Raw genomic sequence first — 25,330 nt, 5'->3', positions numbered from 1 at the left:
TCCGCTTACAGTTTCGTGCCAAAAATGTGGGTAACTGCAGTATTCTGAGTTGAATAAAAGGGAACAATTCACCCGCCATAAGCAATATGGACTGCACCCGATTAAATAAACGTTTTATCTTTGTCGGTCTCAAAACCCATATATATCGCATTGAGTCGCTTTCTGAACAACACGGGATCGTGTTCCAGGCAAATGCGCGCGAGTGAGTTTTTGGCGCGCTCTGATACGATTTTTCTGTCGCTGATGATTTGCAATATATAGGTTTTCAACTGAGATATGATGGCATTTCTCAGAACGGTTTTGTCCTTCAATGAGGCTACCGTCAGCTCTAACTTCGGATTCAGGGGGCAGCGGATCAGCCAGCCGGCATTTTCTGGGTTGATTTCTGGCAGAGCCCTGACATTCGTCGTTATAACCGGGCAGCCGCATGCCTGCATCTCCAGAACGGAAAAGCCGTACGTCTCCTGCCAGGTTGGTAGCAGCCCGACATCAGAGGTCTTAATTAACGCCAGCACCGCGTCGTTGGTCAGCGACGTATGGTGACGGAATATCGGGCAATCACGCAGCTTATCTTCCACACATTTTCTAAAAACGTCGTCATCCTGGAACGCATGGTGAGCCACATTATGCGTTTTGCCAGGATCACCAACCAGATTTACGCGCACGTCGTTCACACTTATCAGGTTTTCCCTTAAAAGCTGGGTAAAGGCCAGCACTACTTCTGCACCTCCCTTGCGATAGAACTCATTACCCACGAAGGTGAATGTCACCGGTCCTTCCTGAACAACCACGCTTTTTTTATGCAGTATCGGCTGCGGAGGATGGAGTACGTGCAGTTTGGGCCCAATGATGGCCTGCTCTTCAGGAAAATGTTCCAGCAGCCGCAGCTGAATCTGCCGTGTGGCTTCTGAGATAGCGATGATGCCCTTACAGCGCGGAGAGCAGACGTACCTGAGTTCCCGCGCCAGCTCGGGGTTGGCAAATTTCTGTATTCCGCCAACGGGCAGAACACGAGGCAGTTCGGTTTCAAAGGTCGCCACCCAGTCGCCCGGCCCCGAAGAGACTTCATTGAAAAGGTGGATAATGTCCGCATCAACGGAAGACATCAGGGGCAGTGGGCGGAAAATAAAGAGCTTGTTTTTATGCAATAAGCGCTGCCTTATAACGTTGATCCAGGTCCAGATGTTTCTGGGACGGTAATCCAGGTAGCGATGTGAAGGGTCTGTAATGATATTTCTCTTTTCCGGGTAGCCATTACCCCCCACGATAATCTTCATTTTTCCCCCTGCTGGCGAGTGCAAAAAATTAACAGGATTAATTGAAATATGCTTGCAATTAAAAATGGTAAATAGGTATTTGCGATCTATATGTAGTTATGATGTTTAAGAAAAGGTCCGTATGCGTCCTGATTACAAAGGTTGTTGATACCAAATAAAAATCCGCCCTATGCTGCTGCTTTCAGACACGCTTAATTATGCACGGATATGCAGACAAAAGACGTGTATTTGCATCTTTTTACTGGCTTTCCAGAATACTTCGGTAGAGAGAGTACCAATGCTAATTAAAAAGTTATGTGGCTGATAACCGATGAAACAGGATATCTGCCTTACAATAAGCAAGAATCCAATCTGTTTTATCAGGTAATAGCAAAATATTATATGAAGAGTGCAATAAGCCTGAAATCTGGCAAAGCCTCTAATTAAATATTGTCCAATCCTTTTGATCTACACAAAAAAAAGAGTCTGCGGATGTTTAGGGCTCTTATCCCCTAAATTCTCAGCGTATCAATCACCGCGCGCAAAGCGGGCGACACATTGCGATGTGGATAATAGAGAAATGAACCTTCCAGACGTTGGCTGTAACGTTGCAGTACTCTGATCAGTTTCCCTTGTTCCAGATCCTCAGATACCAACTCTTTCGGGACATAAGCCAGTCCCAGACCCAGAGCGGCGGCTTTTGCTTCCATATAGCTGTCAGCAAAAACCCATTGGCCTTGCGGCCGATGGGTGATTTTTTTTCCATCCTGATTGAGTTCCCATGCGTACAGGGTGCCATCACCAAACTGGTAAGCGATGCAGGGATGAACGGCTAAATCTGCCGGAACTTGCGGAAAGCCGTAGCGACGAAAGTGTTCGGGCGTACCGACAACGACCATCTCCATGTCGGGCGAAATGCGCACAGCAATCATACCCTTGCCCACTTCTGGCCCCAGACGTACACCCGCATCGAATCTTTTCGCAATAATATCGACAAACCGACTTTCGCTGATGAGTTCCAGTCTGATATCCGGGTAGTGTTGCTTGAACACCGCAAGCTTCGGCAGCAGCACTTTATCAATCGCGTGCTGGCTGGCATTAATGCGTACCGTACCAGATGGCGTCTGGCGATAGTGGGCCAGCGTAGCGAGTCCCGTATCTAAAGCATCGAATCCTGACTCAACGGTTTGATAGAGCTGCTCACCGGCATGGGTGAGCGATAATCTGCGCGTGGTACGAACAATGAGTTGAACGCCCAGTCTTTCTTCAAGCTCACGTACTGAACGACTGATTCCTGATTGCGCCAGGCCAAGGCGTTGCGCTGCGGCGGTAAAACTTCCCTCGCGCACCACCAGCATGAACAAATAGAGATCGTTGTAGTTTTCCCGTTTTGCCATTATCCCGCCCTCGTATCCGCATCGCCATTTAGAACAATTTGATATCAATCTTAGCAAATATTGCCCTCTAATCAGAACGCATACTGCTGACTAAAATGTGCGCATTGCAATAAAGCACAGCAGCGTTGTCGGTATGAAACCTGCCTCTTTTAGGTTTTTTTTAGAAGGATCTTGATGAATGTTTTCACCAAAAAACTGACAGCCGCGATGCCTGCATTGCTGCTATGCGCATCATTTAGTGGAGTCACAACCATGAGTTATGCTGATACAAACAACCCGAACGCACCCGTTTCGCTGGTCAAAAAGTGGGACAAAACCTTTCCTGAAAGTACCAACGTTGATCACCGTAAAGTGACCTTTCAGAACCGCTACGGCATCACTTTAGTCGGGGATCTCTATCTTCCGAAGGATCGCGGTGAGCGAAAGCTGGCAGCCGTGGCCGTCAGCGGGCCTTTCGGTGCGGTCAAAGAACAGTCCAGCGGCCTGCACGCGCAGACGCTGGCTGAACAGGGATTTGTTACCCTCGCGTTTGATCCTTCATACACGGGCGAAAGTGGCGGCTAACCGCGTAATGTGGCGTCTCCAGATATCAATACCGAGGATTTCAGTGCAGCGGTTGATTTCTTGGGTCTGCAAAAAGAGGTGGATCGCAACCGAATCGAGCTGCTCGGTATTTGTGGCCTGGGCGGCATGGCGTTAAACGACGCCGCTATGGATACCCGCGTTAAAGCCGTGGCAACCAGCGTGATGTATGACATGAGCCGCGCGATGGGTCATGGTGTGGGCGATGGCAAAGACCGCTACACCACCTCCGATCGTCGTGCTGTGTTGCAGTATCTGAACGCGCAGCGCTGGAAGGATGCGGAGAGCGGCACTTTCACGGCTGGCAGTCACGACATCTATGTCGACGAAAACGGTAAAGCCAGCGCCTCTGAGCGTATTCTGCCGGAAACGTTACCCGCTAATCCAAATCCAGTTTTGATGGAGTTTTTTGATTATTACCGAATGCCGCGTGGTTTCCATGCGCGCTCGGTTAACTCAACCGGCGCATGGAATGCAACCATGCCGCTGTCGTTTATGAATATGCCGCTGCTGAGCTATGCAAATGAAATCACTATCCCCGCGCTTGTTGTGACCGGTGAAAAAGCCCATTCACGTTATTTTGCTGAAGATGCCTTTAAAGCGATCGGGAGCAAAGAGAAAGAGCTGGTAATTATTCCAGGGGCAAACCATGTGGACTTATATGACAACGTTGCTGGAAAGATCCCGTTTGCTAAATTTGAACAATTTTTTAAATCAAATTTAAACTAACTTACTGAAATAATACATATTTACCATGCCACCTGTAATCCTCGGGTGGCGTTGACCTGTCTGATGTAACGCAGGGAATTGATAATGTCTACCGTAAGTCTTCAACCTCCACACAATAAAATCCATGCGTATTGGGGCGGCGTATTTGCCATGACGCTCTGCGTTTTTGTGCTGATCGCTTCTGAGTTTATGCCTGTAAGTCTACTGACGCCCATTGCCAGCGATTTGCACGTCACGGAGGGGCTGGCAGGACAGGGCATCGCCATTTCAGGCGCGCTGGCGGTGCTAACCAGCCTGACAATTTCCCGCATTGCCGGGGATCTGAATCGTAAATATCTTCTGCTGGGGCTGACAATTCTGATGGCGGTATCAGGAATGATTGTCGCGCTGGCGGCCAGCTATCCGATTTGTATGTTGGGGCGGGCGCTGATTGGTATCGTGATTGGTGGATTCTGGTCAATGTCGGCGGCGACGGCCATTCGGCTGGTGCCGCAGCATCAGGTTCCCCGCGCGCTGGCGATTTTTAACGGCGGTAACGCATTGGCCACGATTGTCGCGGCACCGTTGGGTAGCTATCTCGGGGCGACCGTTGGATCGCGGGGTGCCTTTTTATCTCTCGTACCGCTGGCGATAGCGGCGTTCATCTGGCAATGCATCAGCCTGCCTTCAATGGAAAGCGATAATCAACGCAAACCACAGGGATCGGCACTCCGTCTATTTAGAGTCTCAACCGTAGCAACGGGGCTGCTGGCCTGCGGACTGTTCTTTATGGGGCAGTTTGCCTTGTTTACCTACGTGCGGCCGTTTTTGGAAAACGTGACCAGAGTGAGTGCTTCTGGCTTGTCGTTGATTTTGCTTGCTATAGGTGCAGCAGGTTTTATCGGCACCATGATTGTTTCGATCTTCCTGAACGCAAGGTTTTATCCGACATTAATCATGATACCTCTGGTTATGGCAGCGATTGCGGGAACGTTACTCTTGTTCGGTCACAGCATGTGGGTTGTTGCCGTTTTGCTAAGCCTGTGGGGAATGCTTGCGACCGCCGCGCCAACCGGATGGTGGACATGGATCGCACGGACGCTGCCCGAAGATGCAGAGGCGGGTGGTGGCTTAATGGTTGCTGTCATCCAACTCTCCATTGCGCTGGGTTCAACAGCAGGAGGTCTGATATTCGACAGACTGGGATGGCAATGTGCTTTCGGCTTGAGTGGTTTATTACTGCTTGGTGCGGTGGCAATGACGTTTGTGATATTTCGTCAAGATTATACGTCACTGAAGAAAGCCGCCGTACGCGACTGAGAGAACAGCAGCGAGTCAGGCACTATTGCACAACGCTTATTACCGGATTAGCGGCTCAGATGTATTGCTAATCCGGTTCATCAGACCAGATACATACTCATCGATATGGCGTAACACCTAACGTCAGGGCATTACGCCACATCATTTGCAAAACACGCCTAGGCTTTTCTCTTACTCTCGTGTTGGTCTAACTGGCGGGTAAACTCTTCCGCTGAACAACGTTGCTGTAATGCTTCCAGTAACAGCTGCTGTTGTGTTTTGGGGACCAGGCCTCCCAGTGGTGGATCGGTATCCAGATTGGTCGGGAAGGAGTAGCCTTCACCGCTCGCCGCCACAATTGCCTGTAATTCTTCATCGCTCAGATCTTTACTCAGCAGGGTTGGATAAATCGCTTCCATCACTTTAACGTGATTCACCTTCTCCATGGTTTTGCCAAATGCGGAAGAGACCTGCAGCAAATTGGCCGTACGCACGTGATCCTGCGTGATATTATTGCCGGCGGCATGAAACAGGGCCGGATTGAAGAACAGCCCATCACCTTTTTGCAGCGGCAACTGAATGGCATGCTGCTGGAAGAATTCAATAAAGCGCGGATCGCGCCATGCCAGATATCCCTCGGCATACTGCTGCGACCAGGGCAAAAGTTGCGTCGGACCTGATTCAATCGGCATGTCACTGTGAGCCACCGCGCCCTGAAGCGTCAGGTATTGCGACAGGATCTGTAACGGCAGCGGGAAGCGAGCAACGACGTCATTTACCTGAAAACCGAGATGGTAATCGCGATGCGGCTGCTGCGCTTTGCCGCCCGGACGCACCTGATTGACCTGCGCCGTAATTTCATATCCCGGCCCGACCCAGGCTTCACAAATCAGCGCCAGCAAAGGATTGCTGTAGTAATCGATGAAGGCATCAGCATCCCGCTCTGCCACTTTTTGCAGTGCATTCCAGATACGCCCGTTACTGCCCGCTTTGGCAAAGTGATCGCCGCCGCCGCCGTTTGCCGCTTCACTGGCGAGGATATCCTCAAAGACGTTACTGCTGCGATCAACGGCTGAGACATCGCCATATAACCCCTGAACCACCAGAACACCGGGGCCGCTGGACAATGCACGATGCAGTTCAGCCAGCATGTTTTGACGGTCTGCTGTTGCAGCCGCCAGCAGGTCGTCACGATGATAGATCAGCACATTTTTATCAGCCGAACGTGCCAGCGGGAAATCGTCTTTACGCAGGGTTTGCGCGCAAATCGTGGCGAAATCGTCGAGCGAAATATGACTGTCGTTAATGTAGATATTCTTCATTTTTTTGCCTCACAGAGTCAGAGCTTGTGATGGCTGGAAGCCACCGTTATCACCACAACCAACCACACTTTGATCGAAATCGATCACCGCACCCGTCATCATTCCTGACTCCTCAGAAAGGAGAAATGCGACGCCACGCGCGACTTCGGCTGGCTTGAGCAGACGACCAAAAGGCTGCGCCTGCTCAGCGTTGCGAAGCCAGTTTTCATCAGCGTCATGATATTGCCGCTGGATGTCGTGCTCGTGTGGCGTATCCATCCAGCCAATATTCAGACCGTTTACCCGGATGCGATTGCGCATGGCGCTGAAGGCCACGTTTTTAGTCAGTGTGACCAGCGCACCTTTGGATGCGGCGTATGCCGTTAAGAAGCTCTGACCGCCATGAGAAGTCATGGTGATGATATTGACGATGCTGCCTTCAATGCCTTTGGCAATCATCAGTTTGATCGCTGCCTGCATCAGGAAAAAAGGCGCGCGAACGTTGACGGCCATAATCGCATCAAATAATTCCGGGGAAGTGTTGAGGATGGTGCCGCGATCGGACATGCCTGCGCAATTCACCAGCCCGTGCAGGGTTCCAAACGCCTTTTCTGCGGTCGCCACTACTTTTTCGCAGGCTTCTGGCGAGCTGATATCTGCTTCAACAAATATCACTTCACAACCGGTTTGACTGAGAATATCCACCTGTTCGTGTCCGGCTTTAACATTACGACCGCAAATCACAATGCCCCGGGCTCCGCGAATTGCCAGAAGACTGGCAACGGCTGCGCCTAATCCCTGTGTTCCGCCGGTCACGACGAACACTTTGTTTTTAAATCTGCTGCTGTCACTCAGGCTCATTTCATGTCCTTTGTTATTTTGGGTGAGGTAAGGTCTGTCCACTTGCTCACAGTGACCTTAGCAATTACATTCGATTAACAATACGGCGACATAACCTCAAAAAGACCTCAACTTATGGCAAGGTCATTCTCCATTAAGCAAATCGCGGCACAGTCTGGCGTCAGCAAAGCCACGGTCGACAGAGCATTGCATCAACGCGGCAGTGTCAGTCCACGCACTGCCCGACGCATTGCTCAGGCGATCCGCGACCTGGAATTACAGCAGCGCGCCAGCCTGGCAAGCGGTCGCACGCTACCGATCGATCTGGTGATGCACGCGCCAGAGCGATTCAGTTCGTTAGTGCTAGCGGCGCTGCTTAGTCAAATCAACAGCTTCGCGCCTTTCCGACTAACGTTGCGTTGCCACATTTTTGAAGAGATCTCGCCTGAAGATCTGCAGCGTGAGCTGCGCCGCTGTGGCAATGACAGTTATGGCGTGTTGCTCAAAGCAAGCGATCACCCTTTGCTCAAGAATACGATTGCGGAGCTGGCGGCCCTCAACGTGCCGGTGGTAACGCTCGTTACTGATTTACCGTCAAGCGAGCGCATCAGCTATGTCGGCATGGATAATGAAGGTGCCGGTCGAACGGCGGCCTGGCTGATGTCGCGGTGGCTGCCTGCTGCACTGCAAACGGTCGCCGTAGTGATCAGCAGCACGGGTTTTCGTGGAGAAGAGCAGCGAATGGCGGGCTTCATTCAGGCGTTAAGTCAGCGAGCGCCGTATTTGAAGATTAAAGCTGTCAGTGAAGGTTACGGTATCGATTCACTCACTTTTACCCAGATGTGCACAGCGCTGGAACAGGATCCCTTGATCCAATCTATTTACAGCGTGGGGGGCGGAAATGGTGCCATTTTGCAGGCTTTTTCAGCGATGCACCGCGAGGTAAACGTTTTCATTGGCCATGATCTGGATGAAGAAAATCGCCGGCTACTCGCTGCTGAAGAGATGGATGCGGTGATTGACCATGATCTTCATGAAGATGCGCGATCGGCGTTTAAAGCAATCCTGCGTTTTCACGGCTTTTTGCCCGAAGCCGAAGATGAAACGGCATCATCACGCGTTATTGTCGTCACGCCGTTCAATATTTGAGGCACTAGCGATGGCTAAGTGGCAATATCGACGCCAAACCGCTATTGCTCTGAGGATTTTGATATGACCACCTTTCACCAACTCAATGCCATCAGCCTGCGTGGCCAGCCTATCTCAATGGCCGATTTCACCGGCAAGCTGGTTCTGGTGGTTAACACCGCCAGCCATTGTGGATTCACGCCACAATATGCCGGTCTAGAAGCACTTTACAAAAAGCACGCCGCTCAGGGGCTGGTGATCCTGGGGTTCCCCTGTAACCAGTTCGGTAAGCAGGAACCCGGCAGCGCCGATGATATCGCGCAGACCTGCCAAATTAACTACGGTGTGAGCTTTCCGATGTTTAAGAAAGTGGAGGTCAACGGCGCCGCAGCGCATCCGCTATTTCGCTATCTAAAAGACGAATTGCCCGGCGTGTTGGGAGGGCGCATCAAGTGGAACTTCACTAAGTTTCTCATCGGACGTGATGGCAAACCGCTCAAGCGTTTTGCGCCAATCACCACTCCGGAGAAAATGGAAGCCGCAATCCTTGCTGCACTAGAAAGCTAATAGTGATTCCGTCTCTCGACGTCCGAAATGTGCGAGCTATCACAATTAACAACATTTCTTTTTAAGCAATTAGCCTGTTTCTACCTTAAACATCCCCTGCATGTCACGGTTTGTGACATGATAAACGTCATAAATGACCTGCCAGGATGTTTAAATATATGTTTGACGCAAGAAAGTTATCCACTCTAAACGCCCTCGAAAGCTGCGTGCACAATTATATTATCAAAAACATTAATGCCGTTATTTATATGACGATAAGGGAGCTTGCCGATAATTCGGGTGTGTCTACCGCAACGGTTCTGCGATTCTGTAAAAAAATGGATTTCAAAGGTTACTCAGAACTTAAAGCCAGTATGAAGTTACACCTGAACAGAAATAGCACATTACTTATTCCTCATGGCGCTGAGGAAATATTAACCTTTTTTAAAAGCATCAGAAACGATGAGTTTGATGAGATGATTAAGCAGGCAGCAGAGTATATTCGTGATGCAGAACGGGTGTTCTTTGCCGGCGCTGGCAGCTCGGGTACGCTTGGCAGGTATGGCGCCCGTTTCTTCTCTAACATGGGCAAGTTCAGCAATCACATTGACGATCCCTATTATCCGGTGAGCTCGGACATGGTGCAGAGTTCAGTGGCTATCGTGCTTTCTGTCTCTGGCGAAACACCTGAAATAGTGAAGCTTGCCAGACAATTTGTTATTCACCATTGCAAAGTGATTGCGATAACCTGTAATCCTGATTCAACCCTGGCAAAACTCGCTGACTTTATTGTTCCCTATCATGTGTCCCGCATTTTAATTGATAACGAATACGATATTACCACGCAGGTTCCGGTTATTTTTATTCTTGAATCAATAGGCAGAAAACTGGTGGTGAATAATGTCAGTGAGATGTCACGTGGTGTGACATTTTTGTAATTGTCGACCGGTTATAACATATTGTGACTTCGTGACATTGCCGAAGCGATTTTCTAACATTGCCGCGATGAGTTCGCCTCTGACGGACTGAATTCCCTCTGGCAATGGAAGAAAACCATGGCAATAAATTATACGGATTCTGCGAAAGAGATCGTAAAGCTGATAGGTAGCGATAATAACGTGATAAGTGTCACGCATTGCGCCACACGTCTGAGGTTTGTGCTTAAAGATTATGCTCTGGTCGAGGTTGAATCACTCAAGCGGGTGAAAGGGGTGATTACCGCGATGCAGGCCAGCGGACAGATGCAGGTGGTTATCGGCAATCACGTCGGTGATGCTTACCGCGAAGTGCAAAATCTACTCAATATCGATGAAAGTGTTGCGGTAACACCGCCTAATGTCGGTATTGTTAGCCGCGTTATGGATATCATCTCCAGCATCTTTGCGCCTTTCCTCTATCCGCTGGCAGCCTGCGGTGTGCTGCAGGGCATCATTTCGCTGCTGACCGCCATCGGCTGGATGGATCCGGCAAGCGGCACCTATCGCATTCTTAATTTTGTTTCGTGGACCGGCTTTACCTTCCTGCCCGTGATGGTGGCTTTTACCGCTGCAAAAAAATTCAACGTAAATCCGTTTACAGCGGTAATCGCCGCCTGTGCGCTGGTGTCGCCGGATTACCTGAATATGCTGACGGCCAACAAAATACTCACCGCCAACTCAGCCGATCCAGCTGTGCAGGCTTTGATGCAGAGCGCGGTTGAAAACCCGGCTATTTCAAAAGTGCTGGTGGAGATTGCTGGCATTCCGCTGGATGCCGCGCCGCTGACCTTTATGGGCTTGCCGGTTCAGTATCTGAGTTACACCTCGTCGGTGATCCCGATTATTTTGATGGTCTGGGGCATGTCGTATGTTCAGCGCTTCTTTGAGCGCCTGCTGCCGATGGTGATACGCAACCTGTTTACGCCAATGTTCTGCCTCGCCATTATGGTTCCACTCACGCTGCTGGCATTTGGCCCGGTCGGTAACATGATTGGTGGCGCTATCGGTGGCGTCTATAACACGCTCTATCACCTCAGTCCTTCTGTTGCCGGATTTGTGGTCGGTGCCTTGTGGATGCCGCTGGTTACATTAGGCGTGCATTGGGGCATTACGCCCGTAACCGTCGGCAACTATGCAACCTTGGGCTACGACACCTTTACCGGATTACAAGCCTCTGCGGTATTTGGCATGGCGGGTGCGGTGCTTGGCGTCTACCTGAAGGCAAAAGATGCTGAGCTTAAGCGCATGGCGCTCTCTGCAGGTGTGACGGCGCTGTTCGGCATCACTGAACCCGCCATTTACGGTGTGGCATTACGCCTCAAAAGGCCAATGATCTGTGGCTGCCTCGCGGGTGCTGCTGGCGGCATGATTGCCGGAGCTTTCAACGCGGTTTCATGGAGTTACTGCATTCCAGGTATTGCCGTCCTGCCGGTGTTCTTTAAAGAAGGGCACATGACACAGTTCCTTGGCTTCCTGATATCCATTTTCGTTGCATTCGTTTTGGGCATGGTCTTCTCCTGGCTAGCGGGATTCAAAGAAGACAGCCAGCCTGACGTCCGCCCTGTGCCGCAGCCTGGCACCATCTGATCAAGAGATACTTATTATGAATAATCAATTCCCAGAAAATTTCATGTGGGGCGGCGCGGTTGCCGCTCACCAGGTTGAAGGTGCGTGGGATAAAGGCGGAAAAGGCCCGAGCATTGTCGATGTGCTGACCAGCGGGGCGCACGGCGTTGATCGCGTTATCACCGCAGGCATTCAGGATGACTGCTTTTATGCCAATCATGAGGCATCAGACTTTTACCATCGTTATCCTGAAGACATCGCGCTGCTGGCCGAAATGGGATTCCGCTGCTTCCGCACCTCAATTGCATGGTCGCGTATTTTTCCGCGCGGCGATGAAGCTTTACCCAACCAAGAGGGGCTGCGTTTTTACCATGCATTATTTGATGAGCTGTTGAAATACGGGATTGAACCCGTTATTACGCTGTCCCATTTTGAAATGCCCAATTTCCTGGTCACCGAATATGGCGGCTGGAAAAATAGAAAGGTTTTGGACTTCTTTGTCCACTTCAGCGCAGTGGTTATTGAACGCTTCCAGCACAAAGTAAAATACTGGATGACCTTCAATGAAATTAATAATCAGCGCAACTGGAAAACCCCGCTTTTCGGTTATTGCTGTTCCGGTGTTATTTTCACCCACGAGCCTAATCCTGAAGAGTGCATGTATCAGGTTCTGCATCATCAATTTGTTGCCAGTGCTCAAGTGGTGAAGTTAGGACACGACATTAATCCTGAACTGAAAATTGGCTGCATGATCGCCATGGTGCCGCTGTATCCGTTTTCCTGTCACCCAGATGACGTGATGTATGCCCAGGAAGCGATGAGGGAACGATTCTTTTTTAGTGATGTTCACATGCGCGGTCATTATCCGGCTTATATCCTCAATGAATGGCAGCGCAAGGGATACCACATTGCGATGGAGCCCGATGATGCGCAGATCCTGCGCGAAGGATGTGCCGATTATATCGGGCTGAGCTATTACATGAGTAATGCAGTCAGTAAAGAAAATGCCGGCAGCGGGACCGCACTATCAGGATTCGAAGGAAGTGTTCCGAATCCACACGTTAAAGCCTCCGATTGGGGCTGGCAGATCGATCCGGTAGGCCTGCGTTATGTGCTGAATATTCTCTATGAGCGTTATGAAAAGCCGCTTTTCGTGGTTGAAAACGGTTTTGGTGCCATCGACAAATTGGATGAAAAGGGCGAGGTCAATGACGACTACCGCATCGACTATCTGCGCGCGCATATTGAACAGATGAAAAAAGCCGTCACCGAAGATGGTGTCGATCTTATGGGATATACTCCTTGGGGATGTATTGACTGTGTATCCTTTACCACTGGCCAATACAGCAAGCGTTATGGCTTTATCTACGTAAATAAAAACGATGATGGTAGCGGAGATTTTGCCCGCTCGAAGAAGAAGAGTTTTGACTGGTATCGCCGGGTCATCGCCAGCAACGGCGAAGAACTCTAACAAAATTAGGTGCGACAAGGATGTCGCACCTACAAAATTTTTAAGGCTTCTCTTTCTCTTCTTCAGCCGGAATCAGCGGTTCATCAATGGCGATGGATGAATTAGATTTCAGCAGCTGAATATCCAGAATCACGTAGGTCATAGTGGTAATGAATAACGAAATCACGCTGCCAATCACGCCGCTGGTGGTGAAGGTGAAATAGTTATACATCACCACCCAGGTCACACAAATAAACAGCGCCAGCGCAACGTTAATTGCCGACTGCGAATAATCGGTGGTGCGTGATCCCATTTCATTAATTTGCCGACTGAAATTCGCGCCGCTGTATTTCTCCAGCACAAAAATTCCCTGTTCCCAATTACGCAAACGACGTGCGCCGCTGCGGGTGAGAAATACGTAGAGCAGCGAGACAAATAAACCGGAGAAGGCGATCAGTACCGGCACCGCTTCCAGCGCATAAGCGAGGCTTTTATGGCTGGATGCCTGCGGCGTGAGATCCAAAGTTAATGACGCACCCAGCGCGGCATATAAAAACACAAACAGCAGCAGAAACAGCGCGTTGCGCCGCCAGTCGAGATCGGCTTCGTGATTCTTCTGCTGGCGCGCGCTGTGCAGCGCCTGCTGTAATAACGTGGCATTGGTGGATGCGGTGTCAATACTTTCAATCTCTTCAGCCAATAAGCGGTGAATAAACGGCTGATCGGCCGGTTCAATGGTGATGCGCATAGATTTCTCGGTAACGTAACGATCAAAGGCGTCAGTGTAACGTAAATCGCCTGGCTCGCGCAGAATCTGCGAGTAAGCGCGCAATTTTCCATCTATGTTTCGGTTCGCATCGCACATTATTTGTACAATTGATGGGCGGTTATTACTGACCGCGCAAATCACGACGGAGTAATGAGCTATGTCGTATGTTGATGGTTTTGTCGTAGCGGTGCCGGAAGCCAATAAGGAGGATTATCGTGCCATGGCGGCCAAAGCCGCGCCGCTGTTCAAAGAGTTTGGCGCCACGCGTATCGTCGAGTGCTGGGCAGACGATGTGCCTGAAGGCACGCAGACCGATTTCTATCGCGCTGTAAAAGCCGAAGAGGGCGAAACGGTGGTTTTCAGCTGGATCGAATATCCCTCGCGAGAAGCGCGTGACGCCGCCAATGCCAAAATGATGTCCGATCCGCGCATGAAAGAGATGGGCGAGAATATGCCGTTCGACGGTAAACGCATGATTTATGGCGGATTCGCGATTTTGCTGGAGGAGTAGTTGAGCGCTAAGGCGTTGAGATGGTCGCCATGAATGGCGACCCTACGACTTGGCGCTCTATCTCCGTCCGATATCATTTATGATCTTCAAAATCTGAACTGACCTCTAAGCGATTGGCGCTCGCAGATTATTCGGGTAACGTGGAATGCTTAACTTTGTTACCTACAAATAATTACCGCACGCTAAGTTGCAGGAGAGTCAGTCCATGGCCGTAAATTCAAACATCGTCGGCATTGTCAGCGATGAGTTCACCAATCCCAATACCGTAAAACTGCTCAATGAAGTTACGCGCCAGCTGAATGCACGCGGCTTGATTACGCTGCTGCTCAATGCCAATTCCCGTGAAAGTTATCAAAGCGCGCTTCATAACGCCGCGCAACTTCCTGTCAGCGCTTTAGTGTTTCTGACCTCGCTGTTTAGCGATGAGTTGAGTGTGGCAGCCGATATCCTGCCGCAGGCCAAAACCGTCCATCTCAGCCACAGCGCCAGCGCGGATGCCAACGTCGTGATTGCCGATGGTTATGACGCAGGTGCAGAGATGGGATTGTTGCTGCTGTCGCAAGGTCATCAACGGTTCGGCTTTATGCACAGCCAGCAAAACAGCGCGACTGCGCGCCAGCTGGATGGTTTTGTAGCCAGCCTGCAAGCAGAACAGAAAGAACTGAAAATCGAGCTCTCTGCCGGTGGCAACGATCGCGAGCTGGCTTATCAGGCGATGATGGCGTATTTGAAGAAAACGCGTGCTGCCGAGCGCATCAATGCGCTGTTCTGCGAAAGCGATGTGTTGGCGTTTGGTGCGTTACAAGCGGTGCGTGACTTCGCACAAGGCGCTCATGTTGCGGTGGTGGGTTTTGATGATGTCGATGAAGCGCGCGCGTCAACCTGGCATCTCACCAGTTGGGCGCAGCGTCGTGATTTGCTGGTGGCTGAAGCGTTGAATCGTTTATTGGAGAACCGCGCTGATACCAGTAACGCCTGGCAGCAGGGCGAGTTACAGGTGCGCCATTCGCATCACGGCAAGCATGTGCCGGGCGAAATGTCGCAGTGCGGCTGTGCGATTCGGCATTGATAGCAAGAACCAGCGGTGCGCATTGCTGCGCACCAAATCTCTATTTACACCGCAAATGAATATTCGACACACGCTGATAGCTGCACAAAGGGCCCAGCCAAGGTTTGATTATGGTGCGCAATAATCTGCTCAGCGCTCAGCACGCCGTTAACCACTGAAGTATGTCCATCCTCAATCAGCACAACGCGAAAACCTAAATCTGCGGCAGCACGACAAGTGGTATCCACGCAGTATTCGCTCTTCATTCCAACAATCACTAACTCTTGAATATCGGCACTTTTCAGGGCTGACAGTAATTCAGTGTCGCGGAAACAGTTGGGATAGCGCTTCACAAATACCCGATCGTGCGATGCATCCATCTGCAGTTCAGGAATCAATTGAGTCAGCGGACCGCTTTCGGCGAAGGGCGATCCATCCGGTCCGGTGTGGCGAGCGAAGAAAACCGGCGCATGCGCTTGATGGGCTAACGCGATCAGCTGATTGATATTGGCTAAAACAGATTCCGCCGCAAAGGGCGCTGGCGTAGCGTGAAATAAGCCGTTCTGCATATCAATGACTAATAAGGCTTTAAGTTGTGGCTGCATGGTGTGTCTCCTTTCTGCATGCTATGAACGGAGACCATTCCCCGTCCAGTGATTGACGGGGCTGAGGATGCTGGAGCTTATCTCTTCGCTACAGATGCACACACGCCGCCGCCATATGCGGTGGTGGTAGTGGTTTCTGTGATTAACGCGTTGAAGATAGACATAAAAGTTCGCCAGAATGTGGTGTGAGCGTTGAATCTAACAGAGTGCCAGAAGAAAACAAGGGGGAAGTGTTAACAGCTATGAAACCAAAAGGCGAACGCGGATTAACCGGCGTTCGCCCAATGTTTAATGCTTGGTGCCATTACCTGAACCGTCACGATTGCGGAAAATATGCGTCACGTTGTCGGTATTCTTGATCGCCACTCCGCTCGACTGCGGTGTTTCAATATGATTCATCACTTCCGACATCGCGCGACTTAGTGCTTGCTGGCGCGGTGGATCACGCTCAATCGACGCCATCCCACGCAATTTATCCAGCAACGCGCGAGGTGAAAGCGGGCCGGATTTTTTCAGCAACTGTAAAATTGCATCGCCCATGATGATGTCGGTGAGCCGTTCTTCATCACTTCTGTACATAGATTCTCTCTGGTTACCGCGGCAGACCTGCGGCAAATAACAAAGTGGATTCAGTCTCAACCGGGCGCGAATGAGGCGGAAACCACTTGGTTAATTCTCAGGACAGCAGCGCCTGGTTTAGGATTCTCGTTCTACAGAAAACATCAGTCCAATTAACTGCTGATAGTGAATTTCTGCTTCAGTACCGCGCGCTTGTTCCATACGGCACAGCAACTTAGTACACAGCGTTTTACGGCTTAGCGTCCGTCCTGAACGTAAGATCTCAACCACAATTAGTCCCAGCGTTTCCTGCTGCGAAGGCAAAGAGGCTTCTTTGAAGTAGCGCGCAATAGCTTCCGACGCTGTTGAAAGATTGCGATCCTGACGCATGGTTCCATCCTTAAGTTAACGTATGACTTTCGCCATCAAACTTATACAAGTTTAATTAATATGTACAGGAATATGGCGAATCAACTACGCAGCGATTTGGCCAAAAGTGCTAATTTATTGTTAACAATAACTTAAGGAAAGGGTAGGCAATGCTGAGTGTATTCCGCGCAATACTCGTCACTTAAGCGTCTTTAGGTCGCCATGAATGGCGACCCTACAAAGGCTTGGCGCGTTTTTTGTAGGGGGCACATTCATGCGCACCTGCATACCAACGTTTTGATTCCATCAGCCATCCGTCGATCGCGTCAGCGTTTCCCAGCAATCTATCTCTGCGCTTAATGATTCAATCTTCTGCCGTACCAACCCCAAAGCATCACTGCCCAGCAACAGATGCGCCGGGGGATTGCTGCTTTCGATCACCTCCAGCATCGCGCTGGCGGCTTTGAGCGGATCGCCCAACTGCTTGCCGCTCTTCTCCTCTCGTGCCTGGCGAATCGGGTCAAACAGCGCATCGTAATCGGCGATGCTGCGTGCGCTACGCACCATGGAACGACCGGCCCAATCGGTGCGAAACGATCCCGGAGCAACGGCGGTCACGTGGATGTTGAAGGGCGCCAGCTCTTTGCTCAGAGTGTCCGAAATCCCTTCCAGCGCAAACTTGCTGCCGCAGTAATAGCTGATGCCGGGCATGGTGATAAAACCGCCCATCGAGGTGATGTTGATAATGTGGCCGTGACGGCGCTGGCGCATAAAGGGCAGCAACGCTTTAATCATCGCCACCGCACCAAACACGTTGACATCAAACTGACGGCGCATTTCTTCAAGTGATGACTCTTCCATCACCCCTTCATGACCGTAACCGGCGTTATTTACCAATACATCAATCGGGCCAACCTGGGATTCAACATTGGCAATCACCGCATCAATGGCGGCGAAATGGGTGACATCCAGCTCATAGGCGAAAGCATTTTCCGCATGCAAACTTTCAAACTCAGCCTTTGCGGCAGCATTGCGCACCGTACCGATCACGCGATAGCCACGACTAAGCGCAACCTGTGCCAGTGAGCGCCCAAATCCGCTGCTGACGCCAGTAATGAATAATGTTTTAGCCTTAGACATTTGCGGGTTCTCCTCAAAAAGTAGAGGATGCATAATATTCTGTCGATTGAACGGCTATAAGACCTTATCTTGTATATTCTTTGCCTAATCTTATGGAAGTGATGTTGCTGATGAAAGAAACGCTACAGCAGAAAACGGTAGAACTGCTTAAAACGCTAGCGCCGAAGGAAGGTTACAACCTGACTGCGCTGCCGGACGTGCGCATCCTGCGTTCCGATCGGCCGCTAGCACGCACGCCGGTGCTGTACGATCCGGGCATCGTGATTGTGTGTCAGGGATCGAAGCGCGGTTTCTTTGGCGATCAAGTCTATCTGTACGATGAGCAACATTATTTGGCGGTTTCGGTGCCGGTGCCTTTTACCATGGAAACAGCGGCGTCAGCGGAATATCCGCTGCTGGCGATTTATCTGCATCTCGACTTCACTGTGGCGACTGAATTGCTGTTGCAGCTGGAGCAGCAGGACGTGACGTTTGAGAGCCAGGCAGCGCAGAGCATGATGTCGAGTCCGATGGATCAGACGCTGCGCGAAACGGTGTTGCGCTTCCTCACCACGCTAAATCATCCGCTGGACGCAAAGATGCTTGGCCCCGCGCTGGTACGTGAACTCTATTATCGCGTGCTGACCGGTGCGCAGGGCAGCGCGATGCGAGCGGCGCTCACCTTGCAAGGGCAATTTGGCAAAGTGGGCAAAGCGCTGAGCCATATTCACGCGCACTATGCGCAGCCGCTAACGCTCGGACAACTGGCGGCGCTGGCGGGCATGAGCGTGCCCACGTTTCACACCCATTTCAAAAGCATCACCCATCAGCCGCCGATGCAGTATGTGAAATCGGTACGATTGCATCAGGCGCGCATGTTGATGGTGCGTAGGGAGATGACGGCGTCATCGGCCAGCCACGCGGTGGGCTATGAAAGTGCTTCGCAATTTAATCGCGAGTTCAAACGTCTGTTTGGGTTACCGCCTGCTGAAGAGATCAAACGCATGCAGCGTAACTTTGCTGTGCCGCCGGCGCACGAGCCATCGCGGTTCGTTTCCTCACATTAATGCCAGTCTGTGCTATAAATGATAACCATTATCATTTTTGGCGTGAGGCACAGGATGCAGGCAGCAGAGGTAAACGCGCTAAGCGCGGATTGTTGTATCGTTGGCGGCGGTCCGGCGGGTTTGATGCTGGGCTATTTACTGGCGCGCGCGGGTTTACGCGCCGTGGTAATCGAGAAGCATCCCGACTTCCTGCGCGATTTTCGCGGCGACACCATTCATCCTTCAACGCTGGAGATCATGCGCCAGCTTGGCTTGCTGGATGAGCTGCTGACCTTACCGCATCAACGCGCGGAGAAGCTGCAAGCGGAAGTGGCTGGTGAAGAGATCACCATGGCCGATTTCTCACGTTTGCCGGTTCAGTGCCGCTTTATCGCCTTTATGCCGCAGTGGGATTTTCTCAACTTTCTTGCGAAAAAAGCTGCTGAATTTCCGGGGTTTACTCTGCTGCAATCCACCGCATTTGATGACTTTATTTATGAGGATGGCGCAATCAGTGGCGTTAAAACGTTACAGGGTAACGAGCGTCACATTATTCGTACTTCATTAGTGATAGGCGCAGATGGCCGCAATTCGCAGGTCAAAGCTAAAGCCGGATTAACCGGTCAAAGCTTTGGTGCGCCACGCGATGTATTGTGGTTTAGGCTGGAGAAACATCCTGACGATCCGCAGCTGGGTATGGGACATAAAGGGCCTAAGCAGAACTTCATTGTCATCGATCGCGGTGATTACTGGCAGTGCGGTTACACCATCCAGAAAAATCAGTTCGACGAGTTAAAACTGGCGGGTTTGGACGCGCTGAAAAGCACCATGGCGCAGGTGGCACCCTTCAGCGCAGAGCGCATGGCGGAAGTCGATGAGTGGGACAAACTCAAGCTATTGTCAATTCGCATCGACCGCCTTGATCACTGGATGAAACCCGGCGTGCTCTGTATCGGCGATGCTGCGCATGCGATGTCGCCGATTGGCGGGGTTGGGGTTAACCTGGCGATTCAGGATGCGGTGGCCGCAGCCAATATGCTGACCAAACCGCTGCAGCAGGGGAATGTTGCCTTACAGGATCTGCAAAAAGTGCAGCGGCGCCGCCAGTTTCCAACGGTCGCCACCCAGTTCCTGCAAATCAAAATGAGCAGCAACAAACGCAAACGCACCACACCGAGCAAAGTGCCACAGATGATCAGCCGCTTTCCGTTCCTGCGCCACCTGTTTGGTCGCTTAATTGGCCTCGGATTCCGTACTGAAAAGCCGCGTTATATATAACCGGCAAAAAAAAGCCCGCTAAGCGCGGGCCAGGTAAACGTTACCAATCTGAAATTCTCGTAGCAACGCATTGCTGTGTGTTGCGTCGCTATAATAGCAACATAACGCAGGTTGTGCAGGAAATGATCAGCGAGAAAATTTTGTGCTAAGGATTAGCATTACGCTTGCTGCACGCGCGTTGACCACCAGCACATTAGCGATCCGACGCTAACCATCGCGGTGCCTTGTCAGAAAGCGATGGTCAGATGCGAGCGCAATATAAAGACGGCGAGAAGCGATGAGATGATCGGAATGAAGTAGGACGCGGCGGCCAAAATGGTGACGTTGCCATGCAGAATGCCAACATTCCATGCAGCATAGCCAAAGCCCATCGCCATCGCAGCCAGCGCCAGACTGATGCAAACCCCAACGGATAACACAAACGGCGGTTGTGGCGAGAGCAAAAACTTCAGCCACAGCGTCAGCGCTGTCAGGATAAAGAACAGGGTTATGCCATTGCTGCCGTTAGCAATTTTTTTTGTTACCACACAATATACCGCCCAGATCACCGCGCCGCTTAATGCCAAGCCATAACTCAACGGATTATCCATCACGTTATTGGCGATCTCGCTGAATGAAAAACCCTGATCGCCGCCCAAAACGCGACAAATGCCTGCAACCGCCAGCAACATGCCCGGAATAATCAGCGGATGCGTTTTTTGCCGATTCACTATCACCGCTAAAAGGATGGTCAAACTTGGCCACAGATAATTGACCATGCCAACTTCAATCGCTTGGCGTCCGCTGTGGGTAAAGCCTAGTGAAAGCGACAGGCAGAGTTCATAACAGACGAACAGTACGCTGCCGATAATCAAATAGCGGCGCGGAAAAGCACGCAGTTTTGGCAAGCCTACAGTGAAAATCAGCAAAACCGCGCTGGCACTGTAGATCAGCGCCGCACCGCCCACCGGGCCGAATCCTTCGCTGACATTTTTAATCAGTCCTACAATCGCGCTCCACAGCAGAATGGCCAGCAAACCAATCAGCGTCGCTCTTTTTTGGGGCATGACCCGCAACCTTATTTCGCAAATTCGGGCCAAAATCCTATCAAATCAAATGCGCTTTGTATTTGCTGGATTCTCTGCGGTTTTCGAAGGTCGCCATTCATGGCGACCTCACTCACGGAAACATCCATTACCACTTCATCTCGCCGGTATTCACTTTGGCGCTCAGGTCCAACGAACTCTCCTCCGGCAGATTCGGATAAGCGGCTTTCATGGTCTCGATCACCTGGGCCGAACCTTTATGCTGCTGTAACGCTTTCTCAAAGGTTTGCAGGTAGTTCAAGGTAAAGGTAATCGCCGCATCACCCGCCGTGCGCTCGCCAAGATAATGGCCCGGAATTACTTGCTTAGGTTGCAGTTTTTGCATCTCGCTTAGCACATTACGCCACTGCTGACGAACAGCTGGCGTTTGCGTATCGGCGGTCCAGACGTGAATGCCGGAAGCCACGCCGGTGCCGCCAAGAATCGCTTTGTTGGCCGGGATCCACACGTAGGCGGCGTAATCATTGGCGTGACGCAGTTCCAGCGTTTCACCGTCGACTTTAAAGCTGGTGGCATGCGTAACCTGCGGAACATACAGCTGTTTTAGTGCGCCGTCCTTCATCTGCGGGCCCCAATACGCCAGCTTGGCGGCTTTGGTCGCTTCGATGTGTTTCACCACGTCCGACGTCGCCACAATCTTCACCTGCGGGAACGCTTTTACAATCGGTTCCAGACCAAAATAGAAGTCAGGATCGCCGGAGGTGATAACAATCTGCGTCAGCTTTTTACCGCTGGCTTTAATCATCTGCACCAGCTTTTCACCGTCTTTGGTGCTGAATTGCGCATCAAACAGTATCGCTTCATGCGGACCGGAAACCAGCGTGGAAGAGACCGGGAAAATGCCATTCTCCTGCGGGTTATACACTTCTAGATTGAGTGGTGCAGCGAAGGCAGGCAAGGTGGCAAAGGCCAATGCCAGTGTCAGCGTTTTCATTTTCATCGAATTTTCCTTTATCCGGCACTTCGCCGTATTTGTGGCTCTATTGTAGGGAAATCGCTGGCTGGTAGAATTCCCGAAACTGGATATGATCAGTTTCATAAAACGATCAGATGGAGCCAACATGGACAGAGTCACTGCGGCAACAGTGTTTAACCGCATTTGCGAACTGGGCAGCTTAAGTGCTGCGGCGCGTGCACTGGATATTTCGCGGCCGATGGTCAGCCGCTACCTGGATGAAATGGAGAAGTGGGCTGGCGCGCGTTTACTGCACCGATCATCGCGCAAGCTAACCATCACACCCGCTGGCGAGAAGATCCTCGAAAAATCGCGCGCGCTAGCCAGATTGGCTGAAGAGATTGCCGATCAGGGCGCGGATAGCGAGCCGCACGGCACGTTGCGCGTCGCATGTGCGCACTCCACCGCCACGCATATTCTGGGGCCGATGATCCCGGCATTCCTGGCGCGTTTCCCGGCGGTGCGCATCGAGCTGGAGATCAACAATCAGCCGGTGAGTTTGATCGGTGAGCGCATTGATGTGGCGGTGCGCATTACCGACGATCCCGAACCTGGCGCCATTGCCCGACGTTTAGGCGAGTGTGTTTCGGTGATTTGCGCGTCACCGGGCTATCTGCAGGCGCATGGTTCGCCGCACACGCCAGCCGATCTCGCGCAGCATAACTGCCTGCATTACAGCCGTTTCGCTGGGCAGAGCTGGCAATTTTTAGATGCGCACGGCGAAACAATCTCCGCAGCGGTGCACGGTAATTTCAGCGCCGGCATCTCGTCGGTGTTGTGTGATGCGGCGATTGCCGGTTGTGGACTCGCGATGGTGCCGGAAATGGAAGCGCGTCATGCCATCGACAATGGACAGCTGCAAACCGTATTGCCGGCTTATCAGCCAAAAACGCTGGCGATCTTTGGCCTTTACATGTCGCGTGAACGGCAGCCGGCAGCGCTGCGGGCGTTTTTAGATGCGGTGCAGCAGCAGTTAAACGCCTGAAAGTTCGACATGCATTTGGGCTTGAAGGAATGACAAAATAATCAGTGTGTTAGGCAAATAATTCTGGCTACGAAAAGCCGGTTTTCAGCCTGAAATCGCCAAAGTTGTGGCGAAAATTCGTTCAATTGTGGTCGATATAAAATGATGGCACCTGACCGGTGACGCGACGAAACATAGTGGAGAAAGCGGAGCTGCTGTCATAGCCGAGCGAGAGCGCCACCTCGTTTACCGATTTGCCCGCCACCAGCCACGCCAGCGCCGTCACCACGCAGGCACGCTGTCGCCAGGCCGAGAAAGACAAGCCGGTTTGCTGCAGGAAATGGCGGCGGAAGGTGCTGGGGCTCATAAACATCGCGCTGGCCCAGTCATCGGCCGCATCATGAATGGTTGGCGCCAGTAAGAAGTTCTGACATTGCGCCAACAGTGCCGGATGCTGTGGCAGCGGAATATCGAATTCACGTGCAGGCATCGCCGCTAGCTCCAGCAGCAGCAACTGCACCAGCGATCGATCGCGATCGGATGCATATAATAGTGGTAAATCAACCGCTTCAATCAACAACTGCCGCAGTAGCGGCGAGACGCTGATGACGCTACAGCGATCGCGCAATGCTGCCGCGCAAATCGGCTCGATATACAGGCTGCGCGTCGAGACGCCGACAAACTTCACGCTGTGCACAGTGTTCGGCGGAATCCACACCGCATGCTGCGGCGGCACCACCCATTCGCCCGCCTGCGTTGCGACGTGCATTAAACCTGTCGCGCCATATAGCAGCTGCGCGCGGCGATGGCGATGCTCTGGCAGTACAAATCCCTGCGCGTAGTCATTGCCCAGCGCCACCACGTCACGATCAATATAGTCGTATTCATCAATGTGACTATTTCGCATCCCCGACATCCACCGCAAATTGACTGATTTGCAAGGGTAAATGAGCGCTGCGCAAATGGGAAGCGGGCTGCTTGCTGCGTAAGCTGCATCACTCTTTTCATGATGCAGAGAAAGGCGATGAACGAGCTGTTAATTATTGGGTTGGCGGGATTTGCGACCGGCATCACCACGGTGTTGTTTGGTTTTGGCGGCGGTTTTGTGGTGGTGCCGTTTGTCTATCAATTGCTGTTGCAGCAGCTGCTACTGGCGTCGCAGGCGATGCATATCGCGGTGGCAACCTCGACCGCCGTGATGATTTTCAACGCCGGTTGGGCCAGCTATCAAAACTGGCGAGCGGGCAAATTGCATGATGTCCCTTTGTTGCCGCTAATCTGGTTTATCGCGCTCGGTGCGGTGATCGGATCGTGGCTGGCGGGTGTGATGAGCGATATGTGGGTGCGCAGGCTGTTTATGCTTTACATGGTGGTGACTATCGCTGATTGCCTGCTGCGGAAAGGCTTCTTTAGCCGCACTGCACCGCGAATGTTGACGCGGCTGACCGTCAGCGCGGGCGGCACAATGATTGGCGTGATCGCTGCCATGCTCGGCGTTGGTGGCAGCGTAATGACCGTGCCGCTGCTGCGTCGTCATGGTTATGCCATGCGCGATTGCGTCAGCGCGGCTAATCCGCTTTCGCTGCCGGTCGCCATTTTTGGCGCGATAACTTACGCCATCAGCGGCTGGCAGCAGATTCCTGCCAGCGGTTATCTCGGCTTTATCAGCTTGAAAATTTTACTGCTGCTGGTGGTCGCCGGTTTTATCGGGATGGTGTTTGCCCGCCGCTGTATTCCGGCGGTGCCCGATGTCTGGCATGCGCGTACCTATGTTCTGCTGCTATGCATAGTGTTAGTGGCTATCGCCGTGTAAACCGGTTAATCGTTAAGCCAATTCTAAGCTTCGCCACGTACAGTGCCCTCATTGTTACAACCATCAGTAAACGAAGTCAGAATTAGAGGGCGATCGCCGAACTCCTGCAGATTGCCCGCGTCTACAGAGCGTACTGAGCTTTGAGTTAAGCGCTGGAGTG

At 51.7% G+C, this 25,330-nt stretch carries 24 protein-coding genes and 2 pseudogenes; 14 read left to right on the top strand and 12 right to left on the bottom strand.

Annotated elements, in window-relative coordinates; translation table 11 throughout:
* Window positions 1-101: 101 nt before the first annotated feature.
* Window positions 102-1,277, bottom strand: coding sequence for a glycosyltransferase family 4 protein (locus AC6I8A_RS21935; protein ID WP_497819171.1), 1,176 nt, complete (start codon window positions 1,275-1,277; stop codon window positions 102-104).
* A 294-nt stretch (window positions 1,278-1,571) separates the two neighbouring features.
* On the opposite strand from AC6I8A_RS21935, the gene AC6I8A_RS21930 reads away from it, so the two are divergent.
* On the top strand, window positions 1,572-1,703 hold the full coding sequence (locus AC6I8A_RS21930) for an ATP-binding protein (protein WP_414858916.1): 132 nt from the start codon (window positions 1,572-1,574) through the stop codon (window positions 1,701-1,703).
* A gap of 65 nt (window positions 1,704-1,768) precedes the next feature.
* On the opposite strand, the gene AC6I8A_RS21925 is transcribed toward AC6I8A_RS21930, so the two are convergent.
* On the bottom strand, window positions 1,769-2,653 hold the full coding sequence (locus AC6I8A_RS21925; RefSeq protein WP_265296660.1) for a LysR family transcriptional regulator: 885 nt from the start codon (window positions 2,651-2,653) through the stop codon (window positions 1,769-1,771).
* Window positions 2,654-2,827: 174 nt separating this feature from the next.
* On the opposite strand from AC6I8A_RS21925, the pseudogene AC6I8A_RS21920 reads away from it, so the two are divergent.
* Both AC6I8A_RS21920 and AC6I8A_RS21915 read left to right on the top strand, forming a co-directional pair.
* Window positions 2,828-3,964, top strand: a pseudogene (locus AC6I8A_RS21920) (alpha/beta hydrolase).
* A gap of 84 nt (window positions 3,965-4,048) precedes the next feature.
* Window positions 4,049-5,263 (top strand): MFS transporter, encoded by a 1,215-nt coding sequence (locus tag AC6I8A_RS21915; protein ID WP_497819170.1) that lies wholly within the window; start codon window positions 4,049-4,051, stop codon window positions 5,261-5,263.
* A 158-nt stretch (window positions 5,264-5,421) separates the two neighbouring features.
* Here the strand turns inward: AC6I8A_RS21915 and AC6I8A_RS21910 are convergent, their stop codons facing one another.
* Together AC6I8A_RS21910 and AC6I8A_RS21905 are read right to left on the bottom strand one after the other, a co-directional pair.
* On the bottom strand, window positions 5,422-6,564 hold the full coding sequence (locus tag AC6I8A_RS21910; RefSeq protein ID WP_497819169.1) for a phytanoyl-CoA dioxygenase family protein: 1,143 nt from the start codon (window positions 6,562-6,564) through the stop codon (window positions 5,422-5,424).
* 9 nt (window positions 6,565-6,573) lie between these two features.
* The gene (locus tag AC6I8A_RS21905; protein WP_256698619.1) at window positions 6,574-7,404 is read right to left on the bottom strand and encodes an SDR family oxidoreductase; all 831 of its coding nucleotides are present in this window, start codon (window positions 7,402-7,404) and stop codon (window positions 6,574-6,576) included.
* 114 nt (window positions 7,405-7,518) lie between these two features.
* Here AC6I8A_RS21905 and AC6I8A_RS21900 point away from each other — a divergent pair, with 114 nt between their 5' ends.
* The 5 genes from AC6I8A_RS21900 (at window position 7,519) to AC6I8A_RS21880 (ending at window position 13,071) form a co-directional block, all read left to right on the top strand.
* On the top strand, window positions 7,519-8,532 hold the full coding sequence (locus tag AC6I8A_RS21900; protein WP_497819168.1) for a LacI family DNA-binding transcriptional regulator: 1,014 nt from the start codon (window positions 7,519-7,521) through the stop codon (window positions 8,530-8,532).
* A 63-nt stretch (window positions 8,533-8,595) separates the two neighbouring features.
* A complete protein-coding gene (locus AC6I8A_RS21895) occupies window positions 8,596-9,078 on the top strand; it encodes a glutathione peroxidase (protein ID WP_265296664.1) in 483 nt (160 codons plus the stop codon).
* Window positions 9,079-9,236: 158 nt separating this feature from the next.
* Window positions 9,237-9,995, top strand: a complete 759-nt coding sequence (locus AC6I8A_RS21890; RefSeq protein ID WP_293793606.1) for a MurR/RpiR family transcriptional regulator — start codon at window positions 9,237-9,239, stop codon at window positions 9,993-9,995.
* Window positions 9,996-10,112: 117 nt separating this feature from the next.
* Window positions 10,113-11,621, top strand: a complete 1,509-nt coding sequence (locus AC6I8A_RS21885; RefSeq protein ID WP_497819167.1) for a PTS transporter subunit EIIC — start codon at window positions 10,113-10,115, stop codon at window positions 11,619-11,621.
* A gap of 16 nt (window positions 11,622-11,637) precedes the next feature.
* A complete protein-coding gene (locus AC6I8A_RS21880) occupies window positions 11,638-13,071 on the top strand; it encodes a 6-phospho-beta-glucosidase (protein WP_497819166.1) in 1,434 nt (477 codons plus the stop codon).
* 40 nt (window positions 13,072-13,111) lie between these two features.
* On the opposite strand, the gene AC6I8A_RS21875 is transcribed toward AC6I8A_RS21880, so the two are convergent.
* Entirely contained in the window at window positions 13,112-13,798 is a 687-nt protein-coding gene (locus AC6I8A_RS21875) for a RipA family octameric membrane protein (RefSeq protein WP_256699129.1), read from the bottom strand.
* Window positions 13,799-13,976: 178 nt separating this feature from the next.
* Here AC6I8A_RS21875 and AC6I8A_RS21870 point away from each other — a divergent pair, with 178 nt between their 5' ends.
* Both AC6I8A_RS21870 and AC6I8A_RS21865 read left to right on the top strand, forming a co-directional pair.
* Window positions 13,977-14,330 carry a DUF1428 domain-containing protein gene (locus tag AC6I8A_RS21870; RefSeq protein WP_256698625.1) on the top strand — a complete coding sequence of 118 codons (354 nt, stop codon included), beginning with the start codon at window positions 13,977-13,979 and terminating at the stop codon, window positions 14,328-14,330.
* A gap of 205 nt (window positions 14,331-14,535) precedes the next feature.
* On the top strand, window positions 14,536-15,399 hold the full coding sequence (locus AC6I8A_RS21865) for a substrate-binding domain-containing protein (RefSeq protein WP_265296666.1): 864 nt from the start codon (window positions 14,536-14,538) through the stop codon (window positions 15,397-15,399).
* A gap of 44 nt (window positions 15,400-15,443) precedes the next feature.
* Here the strand turns inward: AC6I8A_RS21865 and AC6I8A_RS21860 are convergent, their stop codons facing one another.
* The 4 genes from AC6I8A_RS21860 to AC6I8A_RS21845 all read right to left on the bottom strand — a co-directional run bounded on the left by AC6I8A_RS21860 (window position 15,444) and on the right by AC6I8A_RS21845 (window position 18,050).
* Window positions 15,444-15,983: a cysteine hydrolase family protein gene (locus AC6I8A_RS21860; RefSeq protein WP_497819165.1), complete on the bottom strand. Its 540-nt coding sequence runs from the start codon at window positions 15,981-15,983 to the stop codon at window positions 15,444-15,446.
* A 288-nt stretch (window positions 15,984-16,271) separates the two neighbouring features.
* Window positions 16,272-16,562, bottom strand: a complete 291-nt coding sequence (locus tag AC6I8A_RS21855; protein ID WP_008102070.1) for a hypothetical protein — start codon at window positions 16,560-16,562, stop codon at window positions 16,272-16,274.
* Window positions 16,563-16,679: 117 nt separating this feature from the next.
* A complete protein-coding gene (ycgZ, locus tag AC6I8A_RS21850; RefSeq protein WP_256698629.1) occupies window positions 16,680-16,931 on the bottom strand; it encodes a regulatory protein YcgZ in 252 nt (83 codons plus the stop codon).
* Between the two features lie 285 nt (window positions 16,932-17,216).
* Window positions 17,217-18,050 (bottom strand): oxidoreductase, encoded by an 834-nt coding sequence (locus tag AC6I8A_RS21845; protein ID WP_497819164.1) that lies wholly within the window; start codon window positions 18,048-18,050, stop codon window positions 17,217-17,219.
* Window positions 18,051-18,160: 110 nt separating this feature from the next.
* Here AC6I8A_RS21845 and AC6I8A_RS21840 point away from each other — a divergent pair, with 110 nt between their 5' ends.
* Both AC6I8A_RS21840 and AC6I8A_RS21835 read left to right on the top strand, forming a co-directional pair.
* Complete coding sequence (locus tag AC6I8A_RS21840; RefSeq protein ID WP_497819344.1) at window positions 18,161-19,096, top strand: AraC family transcriptional regulator; 936 nt, start codon at window positions 18,161-18,163, stop codon at window positions 19,094-19,096.
* Between the two features lie 54 nt (window positions 19,097-19,150).
* The gene (locus tag AC6I8A_RS21835; RefSeq protein ID WP_497819163.1) at window positions 19,151-20,353 is read left to right on the top strand and encodes an FAD-dependent oxidoreductase; all 1,203 of its coding nucleotides are present in this window, start codon (window positions 19,151-19,153) and stop codon (window positions 20,351-20,353) included.
* Between the two features lie 230 nt (window positions 20,354-20,583).
* Here AC6I8A_RS21835 and yddG read toward each other — a convergent pair.
* Together yddG and AC6I8A_RS21825 are read right to left on the bottom strand one after the other, a co-directional pair.
* Window positions 20,584-21,399 (bottom strand): annotated as a pseudogene (gene yddG, locus AC6I8A_RS21830) (aromatic amino acid DMT transporter YddG); the annotation flags it as partial.
* Window positions 21,400-21,526: 127 nt separating this feature from the next.
* Window positions 21,527-22,378: a Vmh family MBL fold metallo-hydrolase gene (locus AC6I8A_RS21825; protein WP_497819162.1), complete on the bottom strand. Its 852-nt coding sequence runs from the start codon at window positions 22,376-22,378 to the stop codon at window positions 21,527-21,529.
* A gap of 121 nt (window positions 22,379-22,499) precedes the next feature.
* Between AC6I8A_RS21825 and AC6I8A_RS21820 the strand changes: the two genes are divergently transcribed.
* The gene (locus AC6I8A_RS21820; protein WP_256698635.1) at window positions 22,500-23,378 is read left to right on the top strand and encodes a LysR family transcriptional regulator; all 879 of its coding nucleotides are present in this window, start codon (window positions 22,500-22,502) and stop codon (window positions 23,376-23,378) included.
* Window positions 23,379-23,499: 121 nt separating this feature from the next.
* Here the strand turns inward: AC6I8A_RS21820 and AC6I8A_RS21815 are convergent, their stop codons facing one another.
* Entirely contained in the window at window positions 23,500-24,264 is a 765-nt protein-coding gene (locus tag AC6I8A_RS21815; RefSeq protein WP_479485500.1) for an AraC family transcriptional regulator, read from the bottom strand.
* A gap of 117 nt (window positions 24,265-24,381) precedes the next feature.
* On the opposite strand from AC6I8A_RS21815, the gene AC6I8A_RS21810 reads away from it, so the two are divergent.
* Window positions 24,382-25,170, top strand: coding sequence for a sulfite exporter TauE/SafE family protein (locus AC6I8A_RS21810; RefSeq protein ID WP_256698637.1), 789 nt, complete (start codon window positions 24,382-24,384; stop codon window positions 25,168-25,170).
* Window positions 25,171-25,330: the final 160 nt, after the last annotated feature.

Source organism: Pantoea sp. X-Soil-ISGK-275 (assembly GCF_059730795.1).
The sequence above is the reverse complement of the archived record's forward strand: the minus strand, read 5'-3'. Positions and strand labels throughout refer to the sequence as shown.